This window comes from Schaalia odontolytica, from assembly GCF_002847525.1.
Taxonomy (GTDB): Bacteria; Actinomycetota; Actinomycetes; order Actinomycetales; family Actinomycetaceae; genus Pauljensenia; species Pauljensenia odontolytica_B.
In genome coordinates, this window is the sequence record NZ_PKKM01000009.1 from 54,778 (window position 1) to 76,385 (window position 21,608).

17 protein-coding genes are annotated in these 21,608 nt (G+C 64.2%); 12 read left to right on the plus strand and 5 right to left on the minus strand.

Annotation, left to right across the window (positions count from 1 at the left end):
• Positions 1-205: 205 nt before the first annotated feature.
• The 4 genes from chvE to CYJ22_RS07190 all read left to right on the plus strand — a co-directional run bounded on the left by chvE (position 206) and on the right by CYJ22_RS07190 (position 4,822).
• Positions 206-1,393 carry a multiple monosaccharide ABC transporter substrate-binding protein gene (gene chvE, locus CYJ22_RS07175; protein WP_007590229.1) on the plus strand — a complete coding sequence of 396 codons (1,188 nt, stop codon included), beginning with the start codon at positions 206-208 and terminating at the stop codon, positions 1,391-1,393.
• A 63-nt stretch (positions 1,394-1,456) separates the two neighbouring features.
• Positions 1,457-3,004, plus strand: a complete 1,548-nt coding sequence (gene mmsA, locus CYJ22_RS07180) for a multiple monosaccharide ABC transporter ATP-binding protein (protein WP_007590244.1) — start codon at positions 1,457-1,459, stop codon at positions 3,002-3,004.
• On the plus strand, positions 3,001-4,176 hold the full coding sequence (gene mmsB, locus CYJ22_RS07185; RefSeq protein ID WP_007590236.1) for a multiple monosaccharide ABC transporter permease: 1,176 nt from the start codon (positions 3,001-3,003) through the stop codon (positions 4,174-4,176). The genes mmsA and mmsB overlap by 4 nt, the downstream gene beginning before the upstream one ends.
• A 364-nt stretch (positions 4,177-4,540) precedes the next feature.
• Positions 4,541-4,822 (plus strand): HU family DNA-binding protein, encoded by a 282-nt coding sequence (locus tag CYJ22_RS07190; RefSeq protein WP_003790058.1) that lies wholly within the window; start codon positions 4,541-4,543, stop codon positions 4,820-4,822.
• 898 nt (positions 4,823-5,720) lie between these two features.
• Here the strand turns inward: CYJ22_RS07190 and CYJ22_RS07195 are convergent.
• From CYJ22_RS07195 to CYJ22_RS07210, 4 genes are all read right to left on the minus strand, one after another.
• Positions 5,721-7,772: an ABC transporter ATP-binding protein gene (locus tag CYJ22_RS07195; RefSeq protein WP_007590249.1), complete on the minus strand. Its 2,052-nt coding sequence runs from the start codon at positions 7,770-7,772 to the stop codon at positions 5,721-5,723.
• 10 nt (positions 7,773-7,782) lie between these two features.
• The gene (locus CYJ22_RS07200; RefSeq protein ID WP_101602131.1) at positions 7,783-8,682 is read right to left on the minus strand and encodes an ABC transporter permease; all 900 of its coding nucleotides are present in this window, start codon (positions 8,680-8,682) and stop codon (positions 7,783-7,785) included.
• Positions 8,679-9,638: an ABC transporter permease gene (locus CYJ22_RS07205; protein WP_101602132.1), complete on the minus strand. Its 960-nt coding sequence runs from the start codon at positions 9,636-9,638 to the stop codon at positions 8,679-8,681. The genes CYJ22_RS07200 and CYJ22_RS07205 overlap by 4 nt, the downstream gene beginning before the upstream one ends.
• Positions 9,639-9,717: 79 nt before the next feature.
• The gene (locus tag CYJ22_RS07210; protein WP_101602133.1) at positions 9,718-11,532 is read right to left on the minus strand and encodes a peptide ABC transporter substrate-binding protein; all 1,815 of its coding nucleotides are present in this window, start codon (positions 11,530-11,532) and stop codon (positions 9,718-9,720) included.
• A gap of 249 nt (positions 11,533-11,781) precedes the next feature.
• On the opposite strand from CYJ22_RS07210, the gene CYJ22_RS07215 reads away from it, so the two are divergent.
• From CYJ22_RS07215 to CYJ22_RS07245, 7 genes are all read left to right on the plus strand, one after another.
• A complete protein-coding gene (locus tag CYJ22_RS07215) occupies positions 11,782-12,930 on the plus strand; it encodes an ROK family transcriptional regulator (RefSeq protein WP_101602134.1) in 1,149 nt (382 codons plus the stop codon).
• A complete protein-coding gene (locus CYJ22_RS07220) occupies positions 12,927-14,384 on the plus strand; it encodes a M81 family metallopeptidase (protein WP_101602135.1) in 1,458 nt (485 codons plus the stop codon). The genes CYJ22_RS07215 and CYJ22_RS07220 overlap by 4 nt, the downstream gene beginning before the upstream one ends.
• Entirely contained in the window at positions 14,381-15,313 is a 933-nt protein-coding gene (locus tag CYJ22_RS07225) for an ROK family protein (RefSeq protein ID WP_007590241.1), read from the plus strand. The genes CYJ22_RS07220 and CYJ22_RS07225 overlap by 4 nt, the downstream gene beginning before the upstream one ends.
• Entirely contained in the window at positions 15,310-15,990 is a 681-nt protein-coding gene (locus tag CYJ22_RS07230; RefSeq protein WP_207760522.1) for a copper homeostasis protein CutC, read from the plus strand. Before CYJ22_RS07225 ends, CYJ22_RS07230 begins: the two co-directional genes overlap by 4 nt.
• Positions 15,991-16,065: 75 nt before the next feature.
• Positions 16,066-16,839: a glucosamine-6-phosphate deaminase gene (gene nagB, locus CYJ22_RS07235; RefSeq protein ID WP_007590223.1), complete on the plus strand. Its 774-nt coding sequence runs from the start codon at positions 16,066-16,068 to the stop codon at positions 16,837-16,839.
• A gap of 130 nt (positions 16,840-16,969) precedes the next feature.
• Entirely contained in the window at positions 16,970-17,302 is a 333-nt protein-coding gene (locus tag CYJ22_RS07240) for a DUF3039 domain-containing protein (RefSeq protein WP_034464295.1), read from the plus strand.
• Positions 17,299-19,041 (plus strand): DEAD/DEAH box helicase, encoded by a 1,743-nt coding sequence (locus CYJ22_RS07245; RefSeq protein WP_034497187.1) that lies wholly within the window; start codon positions 17,299-17,301, stop codon positions 19,039-19,041. The genes CYJ22_RS07240 and CYJ22_RS07245 overlap by 4 nt, the downstream gene beginning before the upstream one ends.
• Before the next feature lie 850 nt (positions 19,042-19,891).
• Here the strand turns inward: CYJ22_RS07245 and CYJ22_RS07250 are convergent.
• A complete protein-coding gene (locus tag CYJ22_RS07250) occupies positions 19,892-21,235 on the minus strand; it encodes a nicotinate phosphoribosyltransferase (protein WP_101602137.1) in 1,344 nt (447 codons plus the stop codon).
• Positions 21,236-21,316: 81 nt separating this feature from the next.
• On the opposite strand from CYJ22_RS07250, the gene clpS reads away from it, so the two are divergent.
• Positions 21,317-21,604 (plus strand): ATP-dependent Clp protease adapter ClpS, encoded by a 288-nt coding sequence (clpS, locus tag CYJ22_RS07255; protein WP_007590216.1) that lies wholly within the window; start codon positions 21,317-21,319, stop codon positions 21,602-21,604.
• The last annotated feature ends 4 nt before the right edge of the window (positions 21,605-21,608 follow it).

A 21,608-nucleotide genomic window follows, 5' to 3' on the forward strand; every position in this document is an offset into this window, starting at 1 on the left:
GCCTCACACTCCCGAGGTTTTCTTTTGTGTATATGTCCGTTCTTAAAACTGTGAACGTTAACAATTGTTATCGGAACGTTATCAATTGGGCAATGCGAGGGTGACCCCTCTCTCATATGGTACAAGTTGTCAGACCACACGACGGACGTGTGGAGACGTGACGCCCATCGACAGTGATGTCGAGGCAATAAACAGGAGATATTCCATGAAGACACGTGGTTTCTTTGGAAAGATGGCAACGGTTGCTGCCACTTTCGCAGCCGGCGCCCTCGCGCTGAGCGGATGTGCGGGCGGCGGCGCCGGTGGCGGTGCTTCCAGCTCTGATAGCGGCGCTGCGGCCTCAAACGGCGGCAAGGTCAAGGTCGGCGTCGCGATGCCGACCCAGACCTCGGAGCGCTGGATCGCCGACGGCAACGCGGTGAAGGAAGGCCTCGAGGCAGCCGGATACGAGGTTGACCTCCAGTTCGCCAACGACGACATCCCCACCCAGACCCAGCAGATCGACCAGATGATCACCAACGGTGCCACCATCCTGGTCATCGCCTCCATTGACGGCACGGCCCTCTCCAGCCAGCTGGACACCGCCGGCTCGAAGAACATCCCGGTCATCGCCTACGACCGCCTCATCCGCGACAACGAGAACGTTGACTTCTACGTCTCCTTCGACAACTTCAAGGTCGGCGTCGCACAGGGCAACGCCCTGCTGTACGGCCTGGGCCTGACCGACAAGGATGGCAAGAAGCTCGATAACGCTCCCAAGGGCCCGCTCAACATTGAGCTCTTCGCCGGTTCGCCCGACGACAACAACGCCAAGTTCTTCTTCGATGGCGCCATGAGCGTTCTCAAGCCCTACCTCGACGACGGCACCCTCGTCGTGAAGTCCGGCCAGACCAGCTTCGACCAGGTCGCCATCCTGCGCTGGCAGCAGGAAGTCGCCCAGAAGCGCATGGAGGACCTGCTGACCTCGACCTACGGCGGCGGCTCTGAGCCCCTCGCCGGCGTGCTCTCGCCCTTCGATGGCATCTCCCGCGGCATTATCACCGCCCTCCAGGGCGCCGGCTACGGCCCCGCCATCAAGGACGGCCTGCCCATCGTGACCGGCCAGGACGCCGAGATTGCGTCCACCAAGATGATTGCGGATGGCATCCAGCAGTCCACGATCTTCAAGGACACCCGTACCCTGGCCGCCCAGGCCGTGACGGTCATCAAGGCGATGGCTGAGGGCAAGGAGCCCGAGGCCAACGACACCACCACCTACAACAACGGTGTGAAGGTCGTGCCCTCCTACCTGCTCGAGGTCGAGACCATCTACGCCGACAACCTCAAGGAAAAGCTCATCGACTCCGGTTACTTCACCCAGGCCGACGTTGATGCGGGCGTCGTGAAGAAGTAAGCGACGACGGGGTGCGGGGCACTCGCCCCGCACCCCACCCCTTCCGATTCGAGGAATGCAAACATGACGCAGAACATTTTGGAAATGCGTGACATCGACAAGGGCTTCAGTGGCGTGCCCGTCCTCAAGCACGTCAACCTTGATGTCCGCCCCGGTGAAGTTCACGCCCTGTGCGGCGAAAACGGCGCCGGCAAGTCCACCCTTATGAAGGTTCTCTCCGGCGTCTACCCCCACGGGCAGTACGACGGCACCATCATCTTCGATGGCAAGGAAGTCCAATTCCGCTCCATCAAGGACTCCGAGGCGCTCGGCATTGGCATCATTCACCAGGAGCTGGCCCTCGTTCCCTACCTGTCGATCGCGGAAAACATCTTCCTGGGTGCTGAGAAGCCTCGCAAGCTCGGCCTCATCGACTGGCATGAGGTCAACCACCGCGCCGAAAAGGTCTTGGAAAAGGTCGGCCTGAAGGAAAACGTGACGACCCAGGTCGGCACGCTCGGCGTGGGCAAGCAGCAGCTCATCGAGATCGGCAAGGCCCTGTCCAAGGACGTGCGCCTGCTCATTCTGGACGAGCCCACCGCCGCCCTCAACGACAACGATTCGGCCCAGCTCCTCGACCTCGTGCGCAGCCTGCGTGACCAGGGCGTGGCCATCGTCATCATCTCCCACAAGCTTGGGGAGATCGCCGAGATCGCCGACCGCACGACGATCCTGCGCGATGGCCAGACCATCGAGACGATCGACATGAAGGACCCCGCCTCTACGCAGGGCAAGATCATCTCGCTCATGGTGGGCCGCGACCTCACTCAGCGCTACCCCGAGCGCAACGTGGAGATCGGTGAGGAGGTCTTCCGCGTGGAGGACTGGACCGTCTATCACCCGTCCCAGGCTGGGCGTGTCGTGATCTCCGGGGCTTCCTTCAATGTGCGTCATGGCGAGGTCGTCGGCATTGCCGGCCTCATGGGTGCCGGACGTACCGAGCTTGCGATGAGTATCTTCGGCCGCTCCTTCGGTACGCGTATCTCGGGCAAGCTCTTCAAGGATGGTAAAGAGATTAAGATCAAGACCGTCTCGGACGCGATCAAGCACGGCATCGCCTACGCGACCGAGGACCGCAAGCAGTACGGTCTCAACCTGATTGACGACATCCGGCATAACGTGGCCACCGCAGGCCTGTTCAAGCTCTCGCGCCGAGGCCTCGTCGACGGGCACAAGGAACTGGCGGTCGCCGCCGACTACAAGGAACGGATGAACATTCGCTCCAACTCGGTCCTCCAAAACACCGGCTCCCTGTCGGGCGGCAACCAGCAGAAGGTCGTTCTGTCCAAGTGGCTCTACACGGACGCAGACGTCCTCATCCTCGATGAACCCACGCGCGGCATCGACGTCGGCGCGAAGTTCGAGATCTACACGCTCATCAACAAGATGGTCGAAGAAGGCAAGGCCGTCATCGTCATCTCCTCCGAGCTCGAGGAAGTCCTCGGCGTCTCGGACCGCATCTACACCCTGGCGTACGGCCGCATCACCGGCGAGGTCAAGGCCGAAGACGCCACCCAGGAAAACCTCATGGAACTCATGACTATCGAACCCGCAAGGGAGGACCAGAAATGACCGCCGAAATCAGCCTGGTTGACACGCTGAAGGCCAACCTGCGTCAGGGCGGCATCTTCATCGCGTTCATCGCCATCGTCGTCCTCTTCTGGGCGTTCAACCCCGACACCTTCCTCTCGTCGGGCAACCTGACGAATATCGTCCTGCAGTACTCCTACATCCTGATCCTCGCGATCGGCATGCTCTTCGTCATCGTCCTGGCCCAGATCGACCTCTCCGTCGGCTCGGTCGTGGCAGTGACCGGCGCGCTCAGTGGCGTTCTCGTCATCAAGCAGGGCTACCCCTGGTGGGTTGGCGTCGTCGCCGCCCTCGTCATGGGTATCCTGATCGGCGCATTCCAGGGTTTCTGGGTCGCCTACGTGGGCATCCCCGGCTTCATCGTCACGCTGGCCGGCATGCTCCTGTTCCGTGGCCTGACCTACCAGGTTCTCGACAACGTCTCGCTCTCGCCTTTCCCCAAGGGCTACTACAACATCGCCAACGGCTTCCTCAACGGTCTCCTGGGCGGTAATGGCTTCGACGTCTTCACCCTGGTGGTCTTCGGCATCGGTGTGGCAGGATTCGCCTACCAGCAGGTGCGCACCCGCCGTGCACGCATCTCCTACAACCAGGCGGTTGAGGCGATGTGGCTGTTCGTCGCGAAGATCGTCGTCACCGCCGTTGTTGTCATGTGGTTCGCGTACAAGCTCTCCACCGAGCGTGGCCTGCCCATCGTTCTGATCCTCCTGGCGATTCTCGTTCTCGTCTTCGGAACCCTCGCATCTTCGACGATGTTTGGCCGCGACGTGTACGCGATCGGTGGCAACAAGTCTGCCGCCGCCCTGTCCGGCATCAACGTCAAGAAGGTCACCTTCTGGTGCTACGTCAACATGGGCTTCCTTGCGGGCGTTGCGGGCGTCGTCTACTCGGCTCGTATGAACGGCGCGCAGCCCTCGGCGGGTAACATGTTCGAGCTCGACGCCATCGCCGCCTGCTTCATCGGTGGTGCATCGACGACCGGTGGTATTGGACGCCTCTCCGGCGCCCTCATCGGTGGCCTCATCATGGCCGTCATGTCTAACGGCATGCAGCTCATGGGTGCCTCCACCTCCACCCAGCAGATCGTCAAGGGCGCAGTCCTGCTCCTGGCGGTTGCCTTCGATGTGTGGAACAAGCAGCGCGCCTCGGCCTGAGGTGTCGCGAAGCTTCTTATCAGGGCGGGGAGTGGCCATGCGGTCGCTCCCCGCCCTTTTGTATGTCGGTCGTCTATGTTTGTCAGGTCTAATGAGAGGGGTGCCCACTTGGCGTGGGGCAAAGTTCCTGTTACCGAAAAACGTGCCGGTGGCGGCGCATTTGAGTTCCGCAGAATTGCAACCACTCGGCAAGTTTGAGTGACCTGTCGCACAGAATTGACGGTTTTTGAGCAAAAAAACGAGATATTTTCGTGAAATCCGCGAAATCTGGCCCTAAAGTCGGCAAAATCGCCAAAGATTTCGTAGTGTGTCATTCGTGGCCACGACAGTGGTAACCAAGAACGAACAGGAATGAGGTTTCTCAATGTCCGTGAACCGTACCGAGCTTGTCGCTCAGATTGCCGAACGTGCCGACCTGACCAAGGCGAAGGCCGACGAGGCCCTGGCCGCCTTCCAGGCCGTCCTCGTTGAGTCCCTGGCTAAGGGCGAGGCCGTCAAGGTGACCGGTCTGCTCTCCGTCGAGCGTGTTGAGCGCGCCGCCCGCACCGGCCGTAACCCCCGCACCGGCGAAGAGATCAAGATCCCCGCTGGCTACGGCGTGAAGCTCTCCGCTGGCTCCACCCTGAAGAAGGCCGTCTCCAAGTGACGCGCTGACACTAGCGAATAGCCTGTGGGGCACGACCGAGTGGTCGTGCCCCGCACGCGTATCTGCTGGCCTGGGCAGCCCCGCCCACGCTCACATGAGAGGTTTAACGCGCCAATTTGCGGGTTTACGTGCGTATCAAGGGGGTGACGTGCATATTCAGCGGTTTGCGTGCGACCAACACACCAGGCCAGGCACCGTTGTGCCCAAAACGCAGACCACCTCAGCCGCAATACCCCATTTTCAATGTTTTTCACCGAGGTGGTCTGCGATTTGGGCGCCTTACCGCCCCGAACCGTGACATCACCGCCACCAAACGGGGGATTTGCATCATTAGGGGCGCGACACGCCGGCGACACGCCGAAGGGAGGCTCCTAATGCTGCCAAACCCCCGCCATGACCCCTGGTGTCATATTCCCTCACTAGTGCATGACTGCCCGGCAGGGTGCCGATAAACGCCGGTAGGGTGTCGCCAGCAATGACGGCGGAGGTCACGAGCGGCCAGCTCCGCGACGACGCTTGTGGCCGAAGAGGTGCTACACCCGATCGGGAAGGTTCAACCCCTTCTGATCGGGTGGAATCTTCCCTAACGGGTTGAATGCTCCCGATCAGGTGGAATGTTCCCGCTGGGGCGCATCCTGTCTGAGGCGCAGCGGCGCGAGCGCGCAAGCCCAACGACACCGCCCTCGATGATGCCTGGGGCCGAACCTCGACCAGCACGTTTTGTCCTATAACCCCAACGCGCCGTGATGAGGCAGCGGCGGGCACCAGGAGGGCGACGCTGCCCTGCGCCCTTCAGACGCGCATAGCGGCCCAAAGGCGTGGCTGTCGTGCATAACGTTGCCCCCGGCTCGCATCAGCGGGCCGGGGGCAACGCATGGAGTTCGCATGAACGTGTGTGTTAGGCGTTCACCTCTTCCTTGACGCTCAGCGTCAGGAGCGGGTGGTGGCACGCCACGCGGTGCGTCTCATCCGTGAGCATCGGCTGGACCTTGCACTCCTCGCCAGCGAACGGGCAGCGCGGGCGGAAGCGGCAACCCTCGGGCGGGTTGACGGCGCTCGGCGGCTCGCCGGTGAGCTTGATGGCGCTCTCGTCGTGCTTGAACTCGGGGTCCGGCACGGGGATCGAGTCGATGAGCGCCTTCGTGTAGGGGTGCTTCGGGTTCTTGACGACCTCGTGGGCGGGGCCCTCCTCGACGATGCGGCCCAGGTACATGACGCCGATGCGGTCTGCCATGTACTGAACGACCGCCAGGTCGTGGCTGATGAACAGGTAGGACAGGCCCAGCTCCTGCTGCAGGTCCTTCATGAGGTTGAGGACCTGCGCCTGGACGGAGACGTCAAGCGCCGAGACGGGCTCGTCGGCCACGATCAGGTCGGGAGCCAGGGTCAGCGAACGGGCGAAGCCGAGGCGTTGGAGCTGACCGCCCGAGAACTCGTGCGGGTAGCGGTCCAGGACCTCTTCGGTCAGGCCGACCTGCTCGAGGATCTCCATGATGCGCTCGGCGATCTGGCGAGCGTTGCCGGTCTTCTGGATGCTCATGGGCTCGGCCAGGATCTGGTCGATGCGCATGCGCGGGTCCATTGCCGCGTAGGAGTCCTGGAACATCATCTGCACGTCGCGGTGGATGCGCACAGCGTCGCGTCCCTTGAGCGTGGCCAGGTCGCGTCCATCGAGTTCGATGGCGCCGCCCGACGGGGGCTCGAGGCCGGCGATAAGGCGACCCACGGTGGACTTACCGCAGCCGGACTCGCCGACGAGGCCGTAGGTCTCGCCCTTGTTGACCGTGATGGAGACGCGGTCGACGGCGGACACAACGCCCTTGTCACGCTTGAAGAAGCCGGATCCCGCCGACTCGTACTCACGCGAGGCCTCCTTGACGTCGAGGAGTATCTCGTGGGAGATCTGCCCGGTGGCGTCGACCGCGTCCTCGGCCTTGCCGGAATCCATCATGGCCTGGAGGACCGCGGGGGACTCGTCGCCCTCCTGCACCGGGTGGAAGCAGGAGAAGGTGTGGTTGTCGTCCCCGCTCAGATCCGGGTAGCCGGCGCGGCACTCGTCGGTGGCCCACAGGCAGCGGGCCGCGAAGCGGCATCCCTTCGGCAGGTTGGTCAGCGACGGGGGAGCGCCCGGAATCGAAAAGAGCTTGGTGCCTGCTGCGAGGGCGCGCTCGGGCAGAGCCGCCATCAGCGAGCTCGTGTAGCGGTGCTTCGGCTCGGTGAACAGCGTCTTCGTCGGCGCGGTTTCGACGATACGGCCGGCGTACATGACGGCGACACGGTCGGTGTGACCGGCCACAACACCCAGGTCGTGGGTGATCAGAATGACGCCCATCTTGTACTCGTCGCGCAGCTCATCGATGAGGTCGAGGATCTGCATCTGTGTCGTGACATCCAGGGCCGTCGTCGGCTCGTCCGCGATGAGGATGCGCGGCTTGCACACGAGGGCCATGGCGATCATGACGCGCTGGCGCATGCCGCCCGAGAGCTGGTGCGGGTAGTTGTTGATGACAACCTCGGGGCGAGGCATGCCGACGCGCTTGAGGATCTCGACGGCGCGCGCGAGGGCTTCCCTCTTCGAGAGTTTCTCGTGCACGCGCAGCGGCTCGCACACCTGAAGGCCGATCTTCATGGTCGGGTTCAGGGAGGTGAGAGGATCCTGGAAGATCATGCCGACCTTGGTGCCGCGCATCTTGCGCTTCAGGTGCAGCGGCATCTTCGTCAGGTCCTGGCCGTCGAGGATGATCGAGCCGGAGGAGACCTTGCCGCCCTGGGGCAGGAGGCCCATGAGGGACAGCGCCGTCATGGTCTTGCCGGAGCCGGACTCGCCCACGATGCCCAGGGTCTCGCCCGGGTTCACGTGCAGGTCGACACCCGAGAGGGCGCGAACCACGCCGTTGCGGATCTCAATATCGGTGTGCAGATCTTTGATCTGAAGGAGTGGAGTATTCATAGTTCAGTGCTCACCTCTTGCGCAGTCGAACTTCGAAGGCGTCACGCAGGCCGTCGCCAATGAAGTTGAACGACAGGACCAGGAGGATGATGAGGACGCCCGGAGGGTAGAGCAGCCACCAGTTGCCCGAGTAGACGTGCGACTGGCTGTTGGAGAGCATGGCGCCCCAGTCAGTGGCGGGAGGCTGCGCGCCCAGGCCGAGGAACGACAGGTAGGCGACGTAGAGGACGGCGTCTGCGACCTGGAAGGTCGCGTTGACGATGACGGTGCCGATCGTGTTTCGGACGATGTGCGTCCGGATCGCTCGGGGCATCGAGCCGCCCATGCCGCGCATCGCGACGACGTACTCGCGCGTGCGCAGGGACAGGGCCTCGCCTCGAATCAATCGGGACGTACCCAGCCAGGACAGGGCTGACATGATGATGATGAGGACCGGGACGGTCGGCGGGATCATCGTGGCGATCAGCATGAAGAGGAACAGGACGGGCACGGACATGAGCGCGTCAACGATGCGCATCATGATTGCGTCGATCCAGCCGCCCACGAAGCCGGCGATCGCGCCGTAGAGCGTGCCGATCGTGGTGGCGAAGATGCCGGCGAACAGACCGACGATGATCGAGGTCTGGCCGCCCTTCATGAGGCGTCCGAGCTGGTCGTATCCAACCATGTCGGTGCCGAGTGGATGCTCGGCGGAGGGAGGCAGCGCCGAGTTCGACAGGTCCGTGTGGATCTGGTCGGTCACGTAGAACAGGGGACCGATGAAGGAGAAGGCCATCAGGATGAGGATCAGGCACACGCCGAAGACGGCGAGCTTGTTTTCCATGAAGACCTGCAGGCCCTGCAGCTTCGTCGATTTGCGGGCGGTGCGCGCCTTGGCCGGCGCAGCGATGGGTGCTGTTGCAGTGGTCATTTGGCACGTCCTGCCAGTCGGATACGGGGATCAGCGACGGCGTAGAGGAAGTCTGCCAGGAGCGCGCCGATGACGGTCGCAAAGGAGATGATCAGGGCGACGCCGAGGAGAATCGGGTAGTCGCGCCTGCCGGTCGCCTGGTAGTACAGGTAGCCCATGCCGTTGAAGTTGAAGAGGGTCTCGATGACGAGGGCGCCGCTGAACATCGCGGGGATGTACAGGCCGATCATCGTGATGACGGGGAACATGGCGTTGCGCAGCGTGTGAACGAAGACGACGCGGAACTCCGACAGACCCTTCGCGCGAGCGGTACGCACATACTGCTCGTTGAGGTTATCCACCATCGAGGAGCGCACGTAGCGCGCGTAGGCGGCGATCGTGCCGATCGACAGGGCACACACGGGCAGGACGAGGTGGTCCCACTGCTCCCACATGACCGACAGGGCCTCGCCCTGCGGTGCATCGTTGGGCAGGATCGGCCACACCTGGGAGAAGAGGACGATGAGGAGGAGGCCCGCGAAGAAGATCGGCGTCGAGTAAGCGAGCAGACACGCGATCGTCACGATGTAATCGGGCGCTTTATTTCTCTTGACGGCCTGCCACACGCCCAGGGGGATCGCAACAATGAGAGCCAGGATGGTGGACAGGAGAGACAGGAAGATGGTGCGCGGCAGGCGGGCTGCCAGCAGGTCGTTCACAGACTGGTTGTGCTGGTAGGAGTAGCCGAAGTCGCCGTGCGCAATTTTGTTCAGGTAGTTGACGTACTGCTCGGGGATCGGCCGGTCATATCCGTTTTCGTGGTCGAAAGCTGCGAGCTGTTCTTGGGTCGCATCCTTACCGAGTGCAGCGCGGGCTGCGCCGCCCGGCTGAGACTGGAGGAGGATGAAGGTGATGATGGTGACCAGGAAGACAACGACGACTGCCTGGCCGAGACGTTTGAGGATGAATTGGATCATTGCGAACTCCACAGTAAGGGGGCAGGCGCCCGCATGTGCGGGTGCGGGCGCCTGCCCCGTGAGGCGTCAAGGCGAAGGATTACTTACCTTCGGTCGACCACGACCAATCCTCGGGCCAGGTGTCGCCGGTGGCGTCGAGTTCGCCCAGGTCGAGCGTCTTCTTCACCGCGGTGATCTGGTAGTACGGGTTGGGCATCCACAGAACGGGGAGGTCCTCCGCGAGGTAGTCGTTGTATGCCTGGAGAGCGTTGGGCTCGGAGGAGCGGGTCGACTCTTCGATGAGCTTGTCAGCCTCGGGGTTCTTGTACTGGCCGAGATTAACGGGAGCGTCAGAGGCGAAGAGGCGCTCGCCGGAGGCGTAGATTGGGAAGCCCCACGAGGTCTGGGATCCGAAGAAGGACAGGTCCCAGGTGCAGGGGGTCTCGTCGTCACATGCCTGCGAGGCGCCGACCGAGTCGGGGACCTCGTTCATGTCGATCTTGATGCCGACCTTGCCGAACTGGGAGATGATCTCCTCGAACATCTGGTGCGTGGAGACGAAGCCCGACTGGGAGACGAGCTTGAAGCTCAGCTTGTCGCCAGCCGCGATGCCCTCGCCACACTGGTTGGCGCCGGTGCCGGCGTTCTCGCAGGTGGTTTCGCCGTCGGGCACGACCTTCCAGCCGTGGTCCTCGAGGAGCTTCTTGGCGGCATCCGGATCGAACTTGTAGACGCAGCCTTCGGTGGTGCCGGTCTTCTCGGCGGCCATCGGGACGGGGCCACAGGTCGGGGAAGCGGTGCCGGACCAGATCTTCTCAGACAGGGTCGGCTGGTCGATCAGCTGCTGCATCGCCTGACGGATGTACTTCTGGTTGATGAACTTCGAGCCGGGTGCCTGGGGCGCGAAGTTCAGGGCCAGGTAGGTGATGGAGTTGCCGGGCCACAGGAAGACGTTGTAGCCCTTGTCCTCCACAGCCTTGCGCTGGTTGTACTGCGCGGCCGGGATGTAGCCGAAGTCGATGGTGCCCGAACGCACGGAGTTGAACTCGGCGTCGTCACCCGTGAATGCCTTGTAGATCAGCGCGTCGATCTTGGGCTTGTCCTCGCCCCAGTAGTTCTCGTTGGGGACGAGCGTCAGGCCCTGGTCGGGGGTGAATTCCTTGAGCTTCCAGGGGCCGTTCACCGTCTGCCACAGCGGGTTGGTGGCGTAGGAGGACAGGTTTTTGGCCTCGCCCTGCAGGTAGGCGAAGACCTTCTGGGCACCCTCGGGGGTGCGGTCGAGGTCGGAGACGGCCTCGTCGGCGCTGGTCTTGTCCCAGGCGTGCTGGGGGAGCAGAGCGACCTTGTTGATCTGGTTGTCAATGAACCAGGCCGGGGCGAACTTGGTCTCGGTGGTGATGGTGAAGGTGTGCTCGTCGACGATCTTCAGGTCGGCACCATCGGGGAAGAAGCCCTTCTTGTAGGAGGCCCATTCGTCCTTGTTGTTGGTGACGAGGTTCCACCAGAACTCGACGTCGCGGGTGGTGACGGGCGTGCCGTCGGACCACTTGGCGTCGTCGCGCAGCTTGATGGTGTAGGTCAGGCCGTCCTCAGAGACCTCGGGAACGGTGCCCAGGGACTTGGGGAGGTTGATCTTGTAGGGGGTATCAGAGGTGGACTTGTAGGCGAACAGTGGGCGGTACATCGCCTGGATGAACTGGCCGTTCTCGCCCTGCGTGTAGCCCTTTGCTGAGACCGGGAAGATCCAGTTGGGGGTACGCGAGGCCATCGTGACCTCGTTCTTGCCGGTTTCCGAGTTGGCTGCCTGGCCGCCGCCGCTACTGCTGCTGCCGCCACCACAGGCGGACAGGCCCAGGGAGGCGACCATTGCGAGGGCCGCGCCGGTGACCATCCACCGCTTCTTTCTAAGGTTCATGACTGCTCCAAATCAACGTTGATCGGGGACACTGACGGATGACAACCCTGTCAGATGACGTTCATCATATGACAGATTGTCGGCGAATGTTGCCACTTTGGCCAAAATGTGGAATGTTACGAAAAAATAACAAGATATTTCGACGAAAGAAGTGTCAGACTTTCTTCGGTGGGGCATAATGAATCATGTTCTCAACGATGAGCGCAGTGTAACGTTGTAGTTACTGCATACGTACTTAGAGGAGGTGTCATGGCCACGCATGATGTCGACGAGACCGTCCTGACGCTGATTGGGTCCGGTCAAGCAGACACCAGGCCCGCAATTGTCAAGCAAACGGGCCTCGCACCATCAACGGTGTCGGCCGCTGTGTCTCGCCTCGTCGAAGCCGGGGTCATCGCGGAAGCGGAACACTCTGTTTCCACGGGCGGGCGGCGCGCGCGCCGCCTCGTCACCTCCGACGGCGCCGGAGCACTCGCCCTCGTCGAGCTGGGAGCCCACCACGGCCTCGTCGCACTGACGGACCCCACCCGCGGAGTCGGGCAGGCATCGAGCCTCCTTATCGACATTGCGGAAGGTCCGCAGGTGGTGCTCGACGCTGTCATGGACGAGGTGTCCCGCCAGGAAGAAGCTGCCGGCGTGCGGGTCGGTGGCATTGCCCTGGCGGTCCCTGGTCCCGTGGACGCGGAGCGCTCTCGCGTGATCCGCCCCGCCCGCATGCCCGGGTGGGACGGCGTCAACGTCGCCGAGGCCATCACCGAGCAGTGCGGCCTGCCCGCCCTCATCGAAAACGACGCGCGCGCGGGAGCCATCGGCGAATCCGTCTACCGGCGTCGTCTCCAGGGTGTGACTCCCATCGACACGCTGATCTACGTCAAGGCTGGCTCCGCCATCGGCGGTGCCTACCTCGTCGATGGCGTGCCGCAGGTGGGGCAGGGCGGACTGGCCGGGGACATCTCGCACATCCCCGTCGAGGCCGCTGCAGGCCGCCCCTGCAAGTGTGGCAATGTCGGATGCCTCGAAACGATTGCGTCCGCAGACTCGATCCGAGCAGACTTGGCCGCAGCAGGCCTCGTCTATGAGAACAACGCACAGCTTCTGGCCGCCGCGCGTGACGGTATCCCCGAAGTTGCGACGGCCATCCGCCAGGCGGGCACCCTCCTGGGCCACTGTGTCGCCCACCTCGTGTCCTTCCTAGCTCCCCAGGGAGTCATTGTCGGTGGAGCACTTTCCGCCGTCGATGCCTTCACCGCCGGAGTGCGTGCCGCACTCCACCAATCCTGCCTCCCCTCGATCATGGAACACCTCGTGATCGAATCGTCTCGATCAGGGCGCGAAGCGGCGCTCTGGGGGCTCTCGACACTCACCCCCTCGAAGATCTCAAAGGAGAATCGCTCATGACCAAGCCCCGCATCGCGGTTGCCGGCATCCACATCGAATCCTCGACGTTCACCCCCTACATCTCGACCGCCGACGACTTCATCGTCACCCGCGGCGAGGAACTGATGGACCGCTTCTACTGGCGCGACGAGGACTGGGCCACCCAGATCGAGTGGATTCCCGTCCTGCACGCGCGCGCCCTGCCCGGCGGCGTCGTCGAGCGCGGCGCCTACGACGCCTGGAAGGCTGAGATCCTCGAGGGCCTCGCGGCCGCCGGCCCCCTCGACGGCCTCTTCTTCGACATCCACGGCGCCATGAGCGTCCAGGGCATGGACGATGCCGAGGGTGACCTCATCAACGCTATCCGCGGCGTCATCGGCCCCGAGCCCATGGTCAGCGCCTCGATGGACCTGCACGGAAACGTCTCCCAGGACCTCTTCGACGGCTGCGACATCCTCACCTGCTACCGCCTCGCACCCCACGAGGACGCGCTCGAGTCGCGTCGTCGCGCCGCCTACAACCTGGGCATGCGCCTCCTGAACGGCCAGCCCAAGCCCGTCAAGGCCCTCGTCCACGTCCCCGTCCTGCTCCCGGGCGAGAAGACCTCGACCCGCATCGAACCCGCCAAGTCCCTGTACAAGATGATTGACCCCATCGAAGCGATGGATGGCATCTTGGACGCCGCGATCTGGATCGGTTTTGCGTGGGCCGACCAGCCGCGCTGCAAGGGTGCGGTCGTCGTCACGGGTGACGACGCGGAGCTCGTTAAGGAGCAGGCCGAGCGCATCGGCCAGTACTTCTGGGACGTGCACGACCGCTTCGAGTTCGTGGCCCCTGTTGCCTCCATGGAAGAGTGCCTGGCAGCCGCCGAGGAGGGCCCCAAGCCCTTCTTCATCTCCGATTCCGGCGACAACCCGGGCGCCGGCGGTGCCGACGACGTGACGGTCGCGCTCGCGGCCCTGCTCGCGTGGAAGCCCGTCCAGGAGGCCACGCTCGACGTCATCTACGCCTCGATCATCGATCCCGCCGCAGCAGCCGTTGCATGGGAGGCTGGCGTCGGCGCCGAGGTCGACCTCGAGGTCGGTGGGCACATCGACACTCGCGAGCCTGGTCCGCTGAACGTCCACGCCACGGTCGAGGCCCTCGCCGACGATCCGATGGGTGGCCACACCGCGCTGCTGCGCACGGGCGGCCTGCGCTTCATCATCACGACGAACCGCAACCAGTACACGATGTACAGCCAGTTCGAGCTGCTCGGCGTGGATATCACCACCGCCGACGTCGTCGTCGTCAAGATCGGTTACCTGGAGCCCGACCTGTACGAGACTCAGAAGGGCTGGCTCATGGCGCTGACCCCCGGTGGCGTCGATCAGGACCTCATCCGCCTCGGTCACCACAAGATTGAGCGCCCGATGTTCCCCTTCGATCCGGATATGGCAGATCCCGATCTGCATGCTCAGGTCGTCGTACCATGAGCGCCGTCAAGGACTCCGAGGGCCCGGTATTTGCGGGCATCGACATCGGCGGCACATCCATCAAATGGATGATCGTCGATGAGGCAGGCGCGATCCTCACCCAGGGAAACGAGCCGACCAACCGCGAGGCCGTGGCCGAGCAGGTGGGACGAATCGGCGCGCGACTCGCGAGCGACTATCCGGGACTGGTCGGTTTCGGCCTGATCTGCCCCGGCCTCGTCGATGAGGAGAGCGGGACCGTCGTGTACGCGGCGAACCTCGAGCTGCGCGGCGTCCAGCTGGCCCACGCGGTCGAGGACGCCACGGGCGTGCCCGCCGCACTCATGCATGACGGGCGCGCCGCCGGCCTGGCTGAGGGACTCCTCGGCGCGGGGCGCGGAGCCTCGTCGTTCCTCATGATGCCCATCGGCACCGGCATCTCCGTGGCTCTCATGCTCGGGGACAACCTGTGGAGTGGCGCAACGTTTAGCGCCGGCGAAGTCGGGCATGCGCCCGTCTTCCCCGGTGGTGAGTCATGCCGCTGCGGGTCGCGCGGCTGCCTGGAGGTCTACGCTTCGGCGAAGGGCATCGCGAGGCGCTACGAGCAGGCGACCGGCGAGGACATCGGCGCGAAGGCTATCGAAGCCGGCATCGGTACGGATCCGGTCGCGACCGAGGTATGGGACACCGCGGTTCGCGCACTCGCGCTCTCCCTCACCCACATGACACTCACCGTCGACGTTGAGCGCATCATCATCGGCGGCGGCCTGTCGCATGCGGGGGAGAACCTGCTGGCGCCGCTGCGCGAGGAATTCGCTTCGATGCTGACATTCCGTGACGCTCCCGAGATTGTCCGTGCTTCCCTCGGGGGCGCGGGCGGTCGCTGGGGTGCCGCGATCCTGGCCGCCCGCGTGGGTGGCTCGACGTGCTACGAAAGGTGGCAGCCGTGACCGTTGTTGAGATTTGCGTGGAAGATGCCGTGGGTGTGCGCCGTGCGCGCGACGGGGGAGCGGATCGCATTGAGATCTGCACCGACCTGTCGTGTGGCGGCCTGACCCCCGCATTCGACGAGGTGGCCGCCGCCCTCGAGGTGGCGCCCGCTGGCGGCGTTCAGGTGCTCGTGCGTCCGAGGCCCGGGGACTTCGTCCATTCGCGCGAAGAGGTTGACCGTATCGCCTCCGATATCGTGACCCTCTCGTCGATCGGTCGGGGAGCGCCTGTGCGCCTCGGCTTCGTCGTCGGCGTCATTACCCGTGACGGGCAGATCGACGTGAATGCGGCCGCGCGCCTGCGGGACACGGCCGAGGATGCGCCGTTGACCTTCCACCGTGGATTCGACCAGGTCGTGGATCAGGATCGCGGCCTCGACGTCCTCATGGAACTCGGGTATGACCGCGTGCTGACGACGGGTGGGGATCCGGCCGTCGCACAGCCGGACGCCCTGGCCCGCCTCGTTGAGCGCGGGGGAGACGACATCATCATCCTGGTGTCGGGTGGCCTGCGCGCTCATAACGTCGCCGAGGTCGTGGCTGCCTCGGGAGCACGAGAGGTCCACATGCGCGCCCCCGGAACCTCGGGAACCGATCAGGCGGAGGTCGAGCGAATCGTCGCTGCCCTGCACGGATAGCCCAGCTCACACGTTTTCGAAAAATCTTCATTGATTCGTCTGACAAATCGATGTCGGCAGTGTAAGGTTAAACACATGAGAATTGGAATTTTCAACGACGAAGATCAGATCGCATCCCTCGCAGCGGACCGCATCCTCGAGGTGTACCGCGCTAAGCCGAACTTCGTGCTCGGCCTGGCCACCGGCTCCTCGCCGCTGAAGCTCTACGCAGAGCTCGTGCGCCGCTACGAGGCCGGTCAGATCTCCTTTGCCCAGGTTCGTTCCTACAACCTCGACGAGTACGTGGGCCTGCCCCGCGACCACTACGAGGGTTACGCGAACTTCATCCACCGCAACCTCGTCGACCTCGTCGACATGCCCGAGGGTGCGGCACACGGCCCCGACGGCTGGTGCGATGACCTCGAGGCCGGCGCTGCCGCCTACGACGAGGCCATCAAGGCCGACGGCGGTATCGACATCCAGGTCCTCGGCATCGGCTCTGACGGCCACATCGGCTTCAATGAGCCCGGCGGCACCCTCGCGTCGCGCACCCACGTGGGTGTCCTGACCGAGCAGACCCGCCGCGACAACGCCCGCTTCTTCGATGGCGACATCGACCAGGTTCCCACGCACTGCGTGACCCAGGGCCTGGGCACGATCATGGACTCGCGCGCCCACATCTTCATCGCCACGGGTGAAGGCAAGGCCGACGCGGTCAAGGCCATGATCGAGGGCGGCGTCACCCAGCGTTGGCCCGCGTCCATCCTCCAGCACCACCCCGACGTCACCGTGCTCCTCGACGAGGCCGCCGCCTCCAAGCTCGAGCTCGCAGACTTCTACAAGGAGGTCTGGGAGAAGGAACACCTGTGAGATAGGTTCCCTACCCGGTTGCCCCGGCCTCGTCAATGCGAGGCCGGGGCTTTACTGTGACGTCTTTCTTCGCTCCCGGCGCACGCGCGCCACCCGTTGGAAGGACCCCCAGGCACGTACAATGGTCCCCATGCGTAATGCCCTCGACGAACCCACCGGCCCCTCCGCGCCCTCAGGTCCCTCCACCGCGTCCTCGACCGGTCTGCTGGAGCGTACCGAGACCCGCAAGGAGCGCACCGGTGGGGACGGCGATCGCTTCGCCCACTTCGTGCGCAAGGACAAAGCGAACTCGTCGATGGTCACGGGCCAGCCCGTCGTCGCCCTGTGCGGCAAGGTGTGGATCCCCACCCGCGACGCCTCGCAGTACCCGGTGTGCCCCACCTGCAAGGAACTGCGTGATTCGATGGGAAAGAACGGGCGTAACTGGCCCTTCTCCGACGGCGGAAAGGGCTCCGACAAGTGAGCGAGACGACCCGGCGCGCACCCGTTGGCAGGCTGCGCGCCTGGCAGGCCGCTGCCTTGGACCGCTACATGGCGACCTCCCCGCGTGACTTCCTGGCGGTCGCGACACCGGGCGCAGGTAAGACGACCTTCGCCCTGACGCTTGCGACCGAGCTGATCGCCCGCGGCATCGTCGACAAGCTGACCGTCGTGTGCCCCACCGAGCACCTCAAGGGGCAGTGGGCCTCGAGCGCTGCGCGCTTCGGCATCCACATCGACCCCGACTTTACGAACTCGCAGGGCGTTGCCGGCTCCCACTTCGATGGCGTGGCCGTCACCTACGCGCAGATTGGCTCCAACCCGGCCGTCCACGCGGCGCGCACCCGCGCCTACCGCACCCTCGTCATCCTCGATGAGATCCACCACGCCGGCGACTCCCTGTCGTGGGGCGATGGCGTGCGTGAGGCATTCACGGACGCGACGCGCCGCCTGGCGCTAACGGGCACGCCCTTCCGCTCGGACACCTCTCCCATCCCCTTCGTCACATACGAGGAGGACGAGGAAGGCATTCGGCGCTCCCGCGCGGACTACACCTACGGCTACGGCGACGCCCTCAAGGATGGCGTCGTTCGCCCCGTCCTGTTCATGTCGTACTCGGGTCAGATGGCCTGGCGCACCAGCGCGGGCGACGAGGTCAGTGCCCGCCTGGGCGAGCCCCTCACCAAGGACATGATGAAGCAGGCCTGGCGCACCGCCCTGGACCCGAAGGGCGAGTGGATTCCCGCCGTCCTGCGCGCCGCCGACCTGCGCCTCGAAGAGGTGCGCCGCGCCGTGCCAGACGCGGGCGGCCTCGTCATCGCCTCCAATCAGGAGCATGCGCGCGCCTACGCCCGCCACCTGCGCCTGATCACCGGCAAGGCCCCCACGATCGTCCTGTCCGATGACGCGGACGCCTCCGACCGCATCTCCGAGTTCGCCGACTCCACCGACAAGTGGATGGTCGCCGTGCGCATGGTGTCCGAGGGCGTCGACGTGCCCCGCCTCGCGGTCGGCGTCTACGCGACGAATGCCTCGACGCCTCTGTTCTTTGCTCAGGCGATCGGCCGTTACGTGCGAGCCCGTCGCCGCGGCGAGACGGCCACCGTATTCATTCCCTCCGTCGTACCCCTGCTGACGCTCGCTGGCGGCATGGAGGTTGAGCGCGACCATGCGCTGGATCGCCCCAAGCGCGATGAGGCCAGCGAAGACGACATGTGGAATCCCGAGGATGCTCTCGTCGCGGCCGCGAACCGCGAGGAGAAAGCCTCCTCCGACCTGCTCTCACAGTTCGAGGTTCTGGGTGCGGACGCCGAGTTCGACGGCGTCCTCTTCGACGGTGCCGCGTGGGGCGCGGGTGCCGAGGTCGGCTCCGAGGAAGAGCAGGAATACCTGGGTATTCCCGGCCTGCTGGACGCCGACCAGGTGACGACCCTGCTTCGCGCCCGCCAGGCCGACCAGGTTGCCGCCCAGAAGAAGACCCGCGCCGCGCAGAAGATGCGTGAAGAAAACGCAGGCATCCCCGCCCACAAGCTGCGTGCCGCCAAGCGTAAGGAGCTCCAGCACCTGGTCTCTACGTGGTCGCGCCGCTCCGGTGAGACCCACGCGACCATTCACTCGCGCCTGCGCTCGCGCTGCGGCGGCCCCGAGGTCGCCCAGGCTACGACCGAGCAGATCGAGGCCCGCATCGCCCTGCTGCGCGAGTGGTTCGTCGGCCGCCACTGACGCGCGGTTCCACTGCGCCGGCTCCGCGTCAATCTGACACTAGGTAGCGAATGCACGATTGACAGGATTCAACCTGATCAGGAGCAATCAACCCGATCAGAAGGGGTTGAATCTTGCTGATCGGGTGTCACGCCCCGTCGGTAATAAGCCCCGTCGTGGAAAACCTGCTCGAGAGACGCTCCGACAAGCCTCCACCCGAGCCAGACCAGGCAGTGCTGCACTAGATGCAGCAGCAATGCACTAGTTAGGAGGGCATTGCACTGCCTTCTATCTAGTGCAATGCTGCGCCAAGTAGTGCACTGCTGCTTAGAACAAGCTCACGTGCGGCAGGGTAAGCCCCAATGTGTCGTTACATTGCTGTCAACTAAGCTGCGGTAGGCAGTACTGTGCCGCTTAGGGAGCATTACACCACTTAGGGAGCATTACACCACCTCCGAGCTGGTGCAATACCCTGCTAAGTGGTGTAACACCACTTAGCAACAAGCCGCACTGCGGGGACATGTGTGAGTTCGTCATTGGTGACGTGGTGAGCCTGATCCTCCAGACCTGCATCGGGCCGACGCTGAATACGAAAGACACGATCGTCAGGATTCAACCTGATCGGCAGCATTCAACCCGATCAGAAGGGGTTGAATCTTCCCGATCAGGTGTTACACCCCATCGGTAACAACCTTCGTTGTGGAACTAGTCGCCGACGACAGCTCATACTCGCAGCATACGGCCATGCTTCATGCGCGGAGCTACAGGCATGAAAAGCCTCCCGTTCCTCGGACTTTTTGTCGATGTCCAAGAAACGGGAGGCAGTTCAGTGAAGGACGAGGCCAGGGCTTCGTTGAGTGCGAGCTGAGGGTCAGTCGACCTGCTCGTAGCGCGTCGGGATCGCAACCTCGCCCTCGGACAGGCGCCATGCCTGGTAGGGCAGTTCGTTGCGGGCGCGCAGGTGGTGCTCCTGAGCGCGGGACAGCGCCTCGGGACCCCAGGCTTCGGCATCGATCTGGCCGCCGCGGACCAGCTGGACCTGCAGCGGGCGGGCGCCGCGCTCGGCCAGGAGAGCCTGGCCCTCCTCGAAGGACGTACCGACGAGCAGGAGCTCCTCAGTCGCGTAGCCGTCCTCGCCCATGACGCGGCCGGCAACCTTGCGCCCGCCGACCGTGGACTTGGACTCGGCCTTCTTGGCGACAGACACGATCTGGCCGTTACTGTCCTCGCGCTGGACGACCTTGTAGACCAGGGCGGCCGTCGGCACACCCGAGCCCGTCACGAGCTTGGTGCCCACGCCGTAGGAGTCGACGGGGGCCGCGCCCAGCGCGGCGATGGCGTACTCGTCCAGGTCGGAGGTCACCGTGATCTTGGTTGAGGTCGCGCCCATCGTGTCGAGCTGTCCGCGCACCTTGAAGGCCTCGGCGACCAGGTCGCCGGAGTCCAGGCGCACAGCGCCCAGCTCGCCACCTGCAGCGCGTGCGGCCTCGACCGCGTTGATGACGCCCTGCCTGATGTCGTAGGTGTCCACGAGCAGGGTCGTGCCCGCGCCCAGCTTGGCGACCTGGGAATCGAAGGCGTCGCGCTCGCTGTCATGCAGGAGCGTGAATGCGTGGGCGGCCGTGCCGATGCAGCGGATGCCGTAGCGCTTGGCGGCCTCAAGGTCGGAGGTGCCCTGGAAGCCACCGATGATGGCCGCGCGGGCAGCGGAGACGGCGGCACGCTCGTGGGCGCGGCGCGCGCCCATGTCCATGCAGGGACGGCCATGAGCGGCGATCGTCATACGCGAGGCGGCCGAAGCCACGGCGCAGTCGTGGTTGAGGATCGACAGGAGCAGGGTCTCCAGGAGCGTGCAGTCCGCGAAGGTGCCCTCAACGGTGAGCAGCGGAGAGCCGGGGAAGTAGCACTCGCCCTCGGCGTAGCCCCAGATGTCGCCCGTGAAACGCCACGAGGCGAGGAACTGGGCGGCCTCCTCGGAGATGATCCCCTGGTCTCGCAACCAATCGATCTGCTCCGCGTCGAACTCGAAGCGTTCCAGGGCCTCGAGAATTCGGCCGGTTCCGGCCACGACGCCGAAGCGACGCGTGGCGGGCAGGCGGCGGCCAAACAGCTCAAACGTGCAGCGACGATGCGCGGTGCCATCCTTCAGGGCGGCGTCGAGCATCGTGAGCTCGTACATATCGGTCAGCAATGAAGTAGATGTCGATGCAGGCATACTGTGAGCCTACCTTGAGAAGCGTGTCACCGGGGTGCGAATTTCCTTCCCTGATACACAAATACGTCTTAGTGTTGACATATGACAACGATCTTCCAGCCCGCGTCCCGCACGCACGAGGCACCCACCGCGGTGCCGCGTTGGCGTGCCGTCGTGTGGGACGATCCTGTCAACCTCATGAGCTACGTGAGCGCTGTTTTTCGCCAGTATTTCGGTTATTCCGCGGCTAGAGCGGAGGAACTCATGATGGCTGTTCATACGCGCGGACGTGCCACCGTCTCCACGGGAGTGCGCGAACGCATCGAGGCCGACGTCATGGCCATGCACTCCTACGGTCTACGCGCCACCATCGAAGAGGACCGGGACTGAAGAT

What these genes read in the sequence shown, in the direction of transcription:
- chvE (WP_007590229.1), top strand. Translation starts at nt 206, where the DNA reads ATGAAGACACGTGGTTTCTTTGGAAAGATGGCAACGGTTGCTGCCACT.
- mmsA (WP_007590244.1), top strand. Translation starts at nt 1,457, where the DNA reads ATGACGCAGAACATTTTGGAAATGCGTGACATCGACAAGGGCTTCAGT.
- mmsB (WP_007590236.1), top strand. Translation starts at nt 3,001, where the DNA reads ATGACCGCCGAAATCAGCCTGGTTGACACGCTGAAGGCCAACCTGCGT.
- CYJ22_RS07190 (WP_003790058.1), top strand. Translation starts at nt 4,541, where the DNA reads ATGTCCGTGAACCGTACCGAGCTTGTCGCTCAGATTGCCGAACGTGCC.
- CYJ22_RS07195 (WP_007590249.1), bottom strand. Translation starts at nt 7,772, where the DNA reads ATGAATACTCCACTCCTTCAGATCAAAGATCTGCACACCGATATTGAG.
- CYJ22_RS07200 (WP_101602131.1), bottom strand. Translation starts at nt 8,682, where the DNA reads ATGACCACTGCAACAGCACCCATCGCTGCGCCGGCCAAGGCGCGCACC.
- CYJ22_RS07205 (WP_101602132.1), bottom strand. Translation starts at nt 9,638, where the DNA reads ATGATCCAATTCATCCTCAAACGTCTCGGCCAGGCAGTCGTCGTTGTC.
- CYJ22_RS07210 (WP_101602133.1), bottom strand. Translation starts at nt 11,532, where the DNA reads ATGAACCTTAGAAAGAAGCGGTGGATGGTCACCGGCGCGGCCCTCGCA.
- CYJ22_RS07215 (WP_101602134.1), top strand. Translation starts at nt 11,782, where the DNA reads ATGGCCACGCATGATGTCGACGAGACCGTCCTGACGCTGATTGGGTCC.
- CYJ22_RS07220 (WP_101602135.1), top strand. Translation starts at nt 12,927, where the DNA reads ATGACCAAGCCCCGCATCGCGGTTGCCGGCATCCACATCGAATCCTCG.
- CYJ22_RS07225 (WP_007590241.1), top strand. Translation starts at nt 14,381, where the DNA reads ATGAGCGCCGTCAAGGACTCCGAGGGCCCGGTATTTGCGGGCATCGAC.
- nagB (WP_007590223.1), top strand. Translation starts at nt 16,066, where the DNA reads ATGAGAATTGGAATTTTCAACGACGAAGATCAGATCGCATCCCTCGCA.
- CYJ22_RS07240 (WP_034464295.1), top strand. Translation starts at nt 16,970, where the DNA reads ATGCGTAATGCCCTCGACGAACCCACCGGCCCCTCCGCGCCCTCAGGT.
- CYJ22_RS07250 (WP_101602137.1), bottom strand. Translation starts at nt 21,235, where the DNA reads ATGCCTGCATCGACATCTACTTCATTGCTGACCGATATGTACGAGCTC.
- clpS (WP_007590216.1), top strand. Translation starts at nt 21,317, where the DNA reads ATGACAACGATCTTCCAGCCCGCGTCCCGCACGCACGAGGCACCCACC.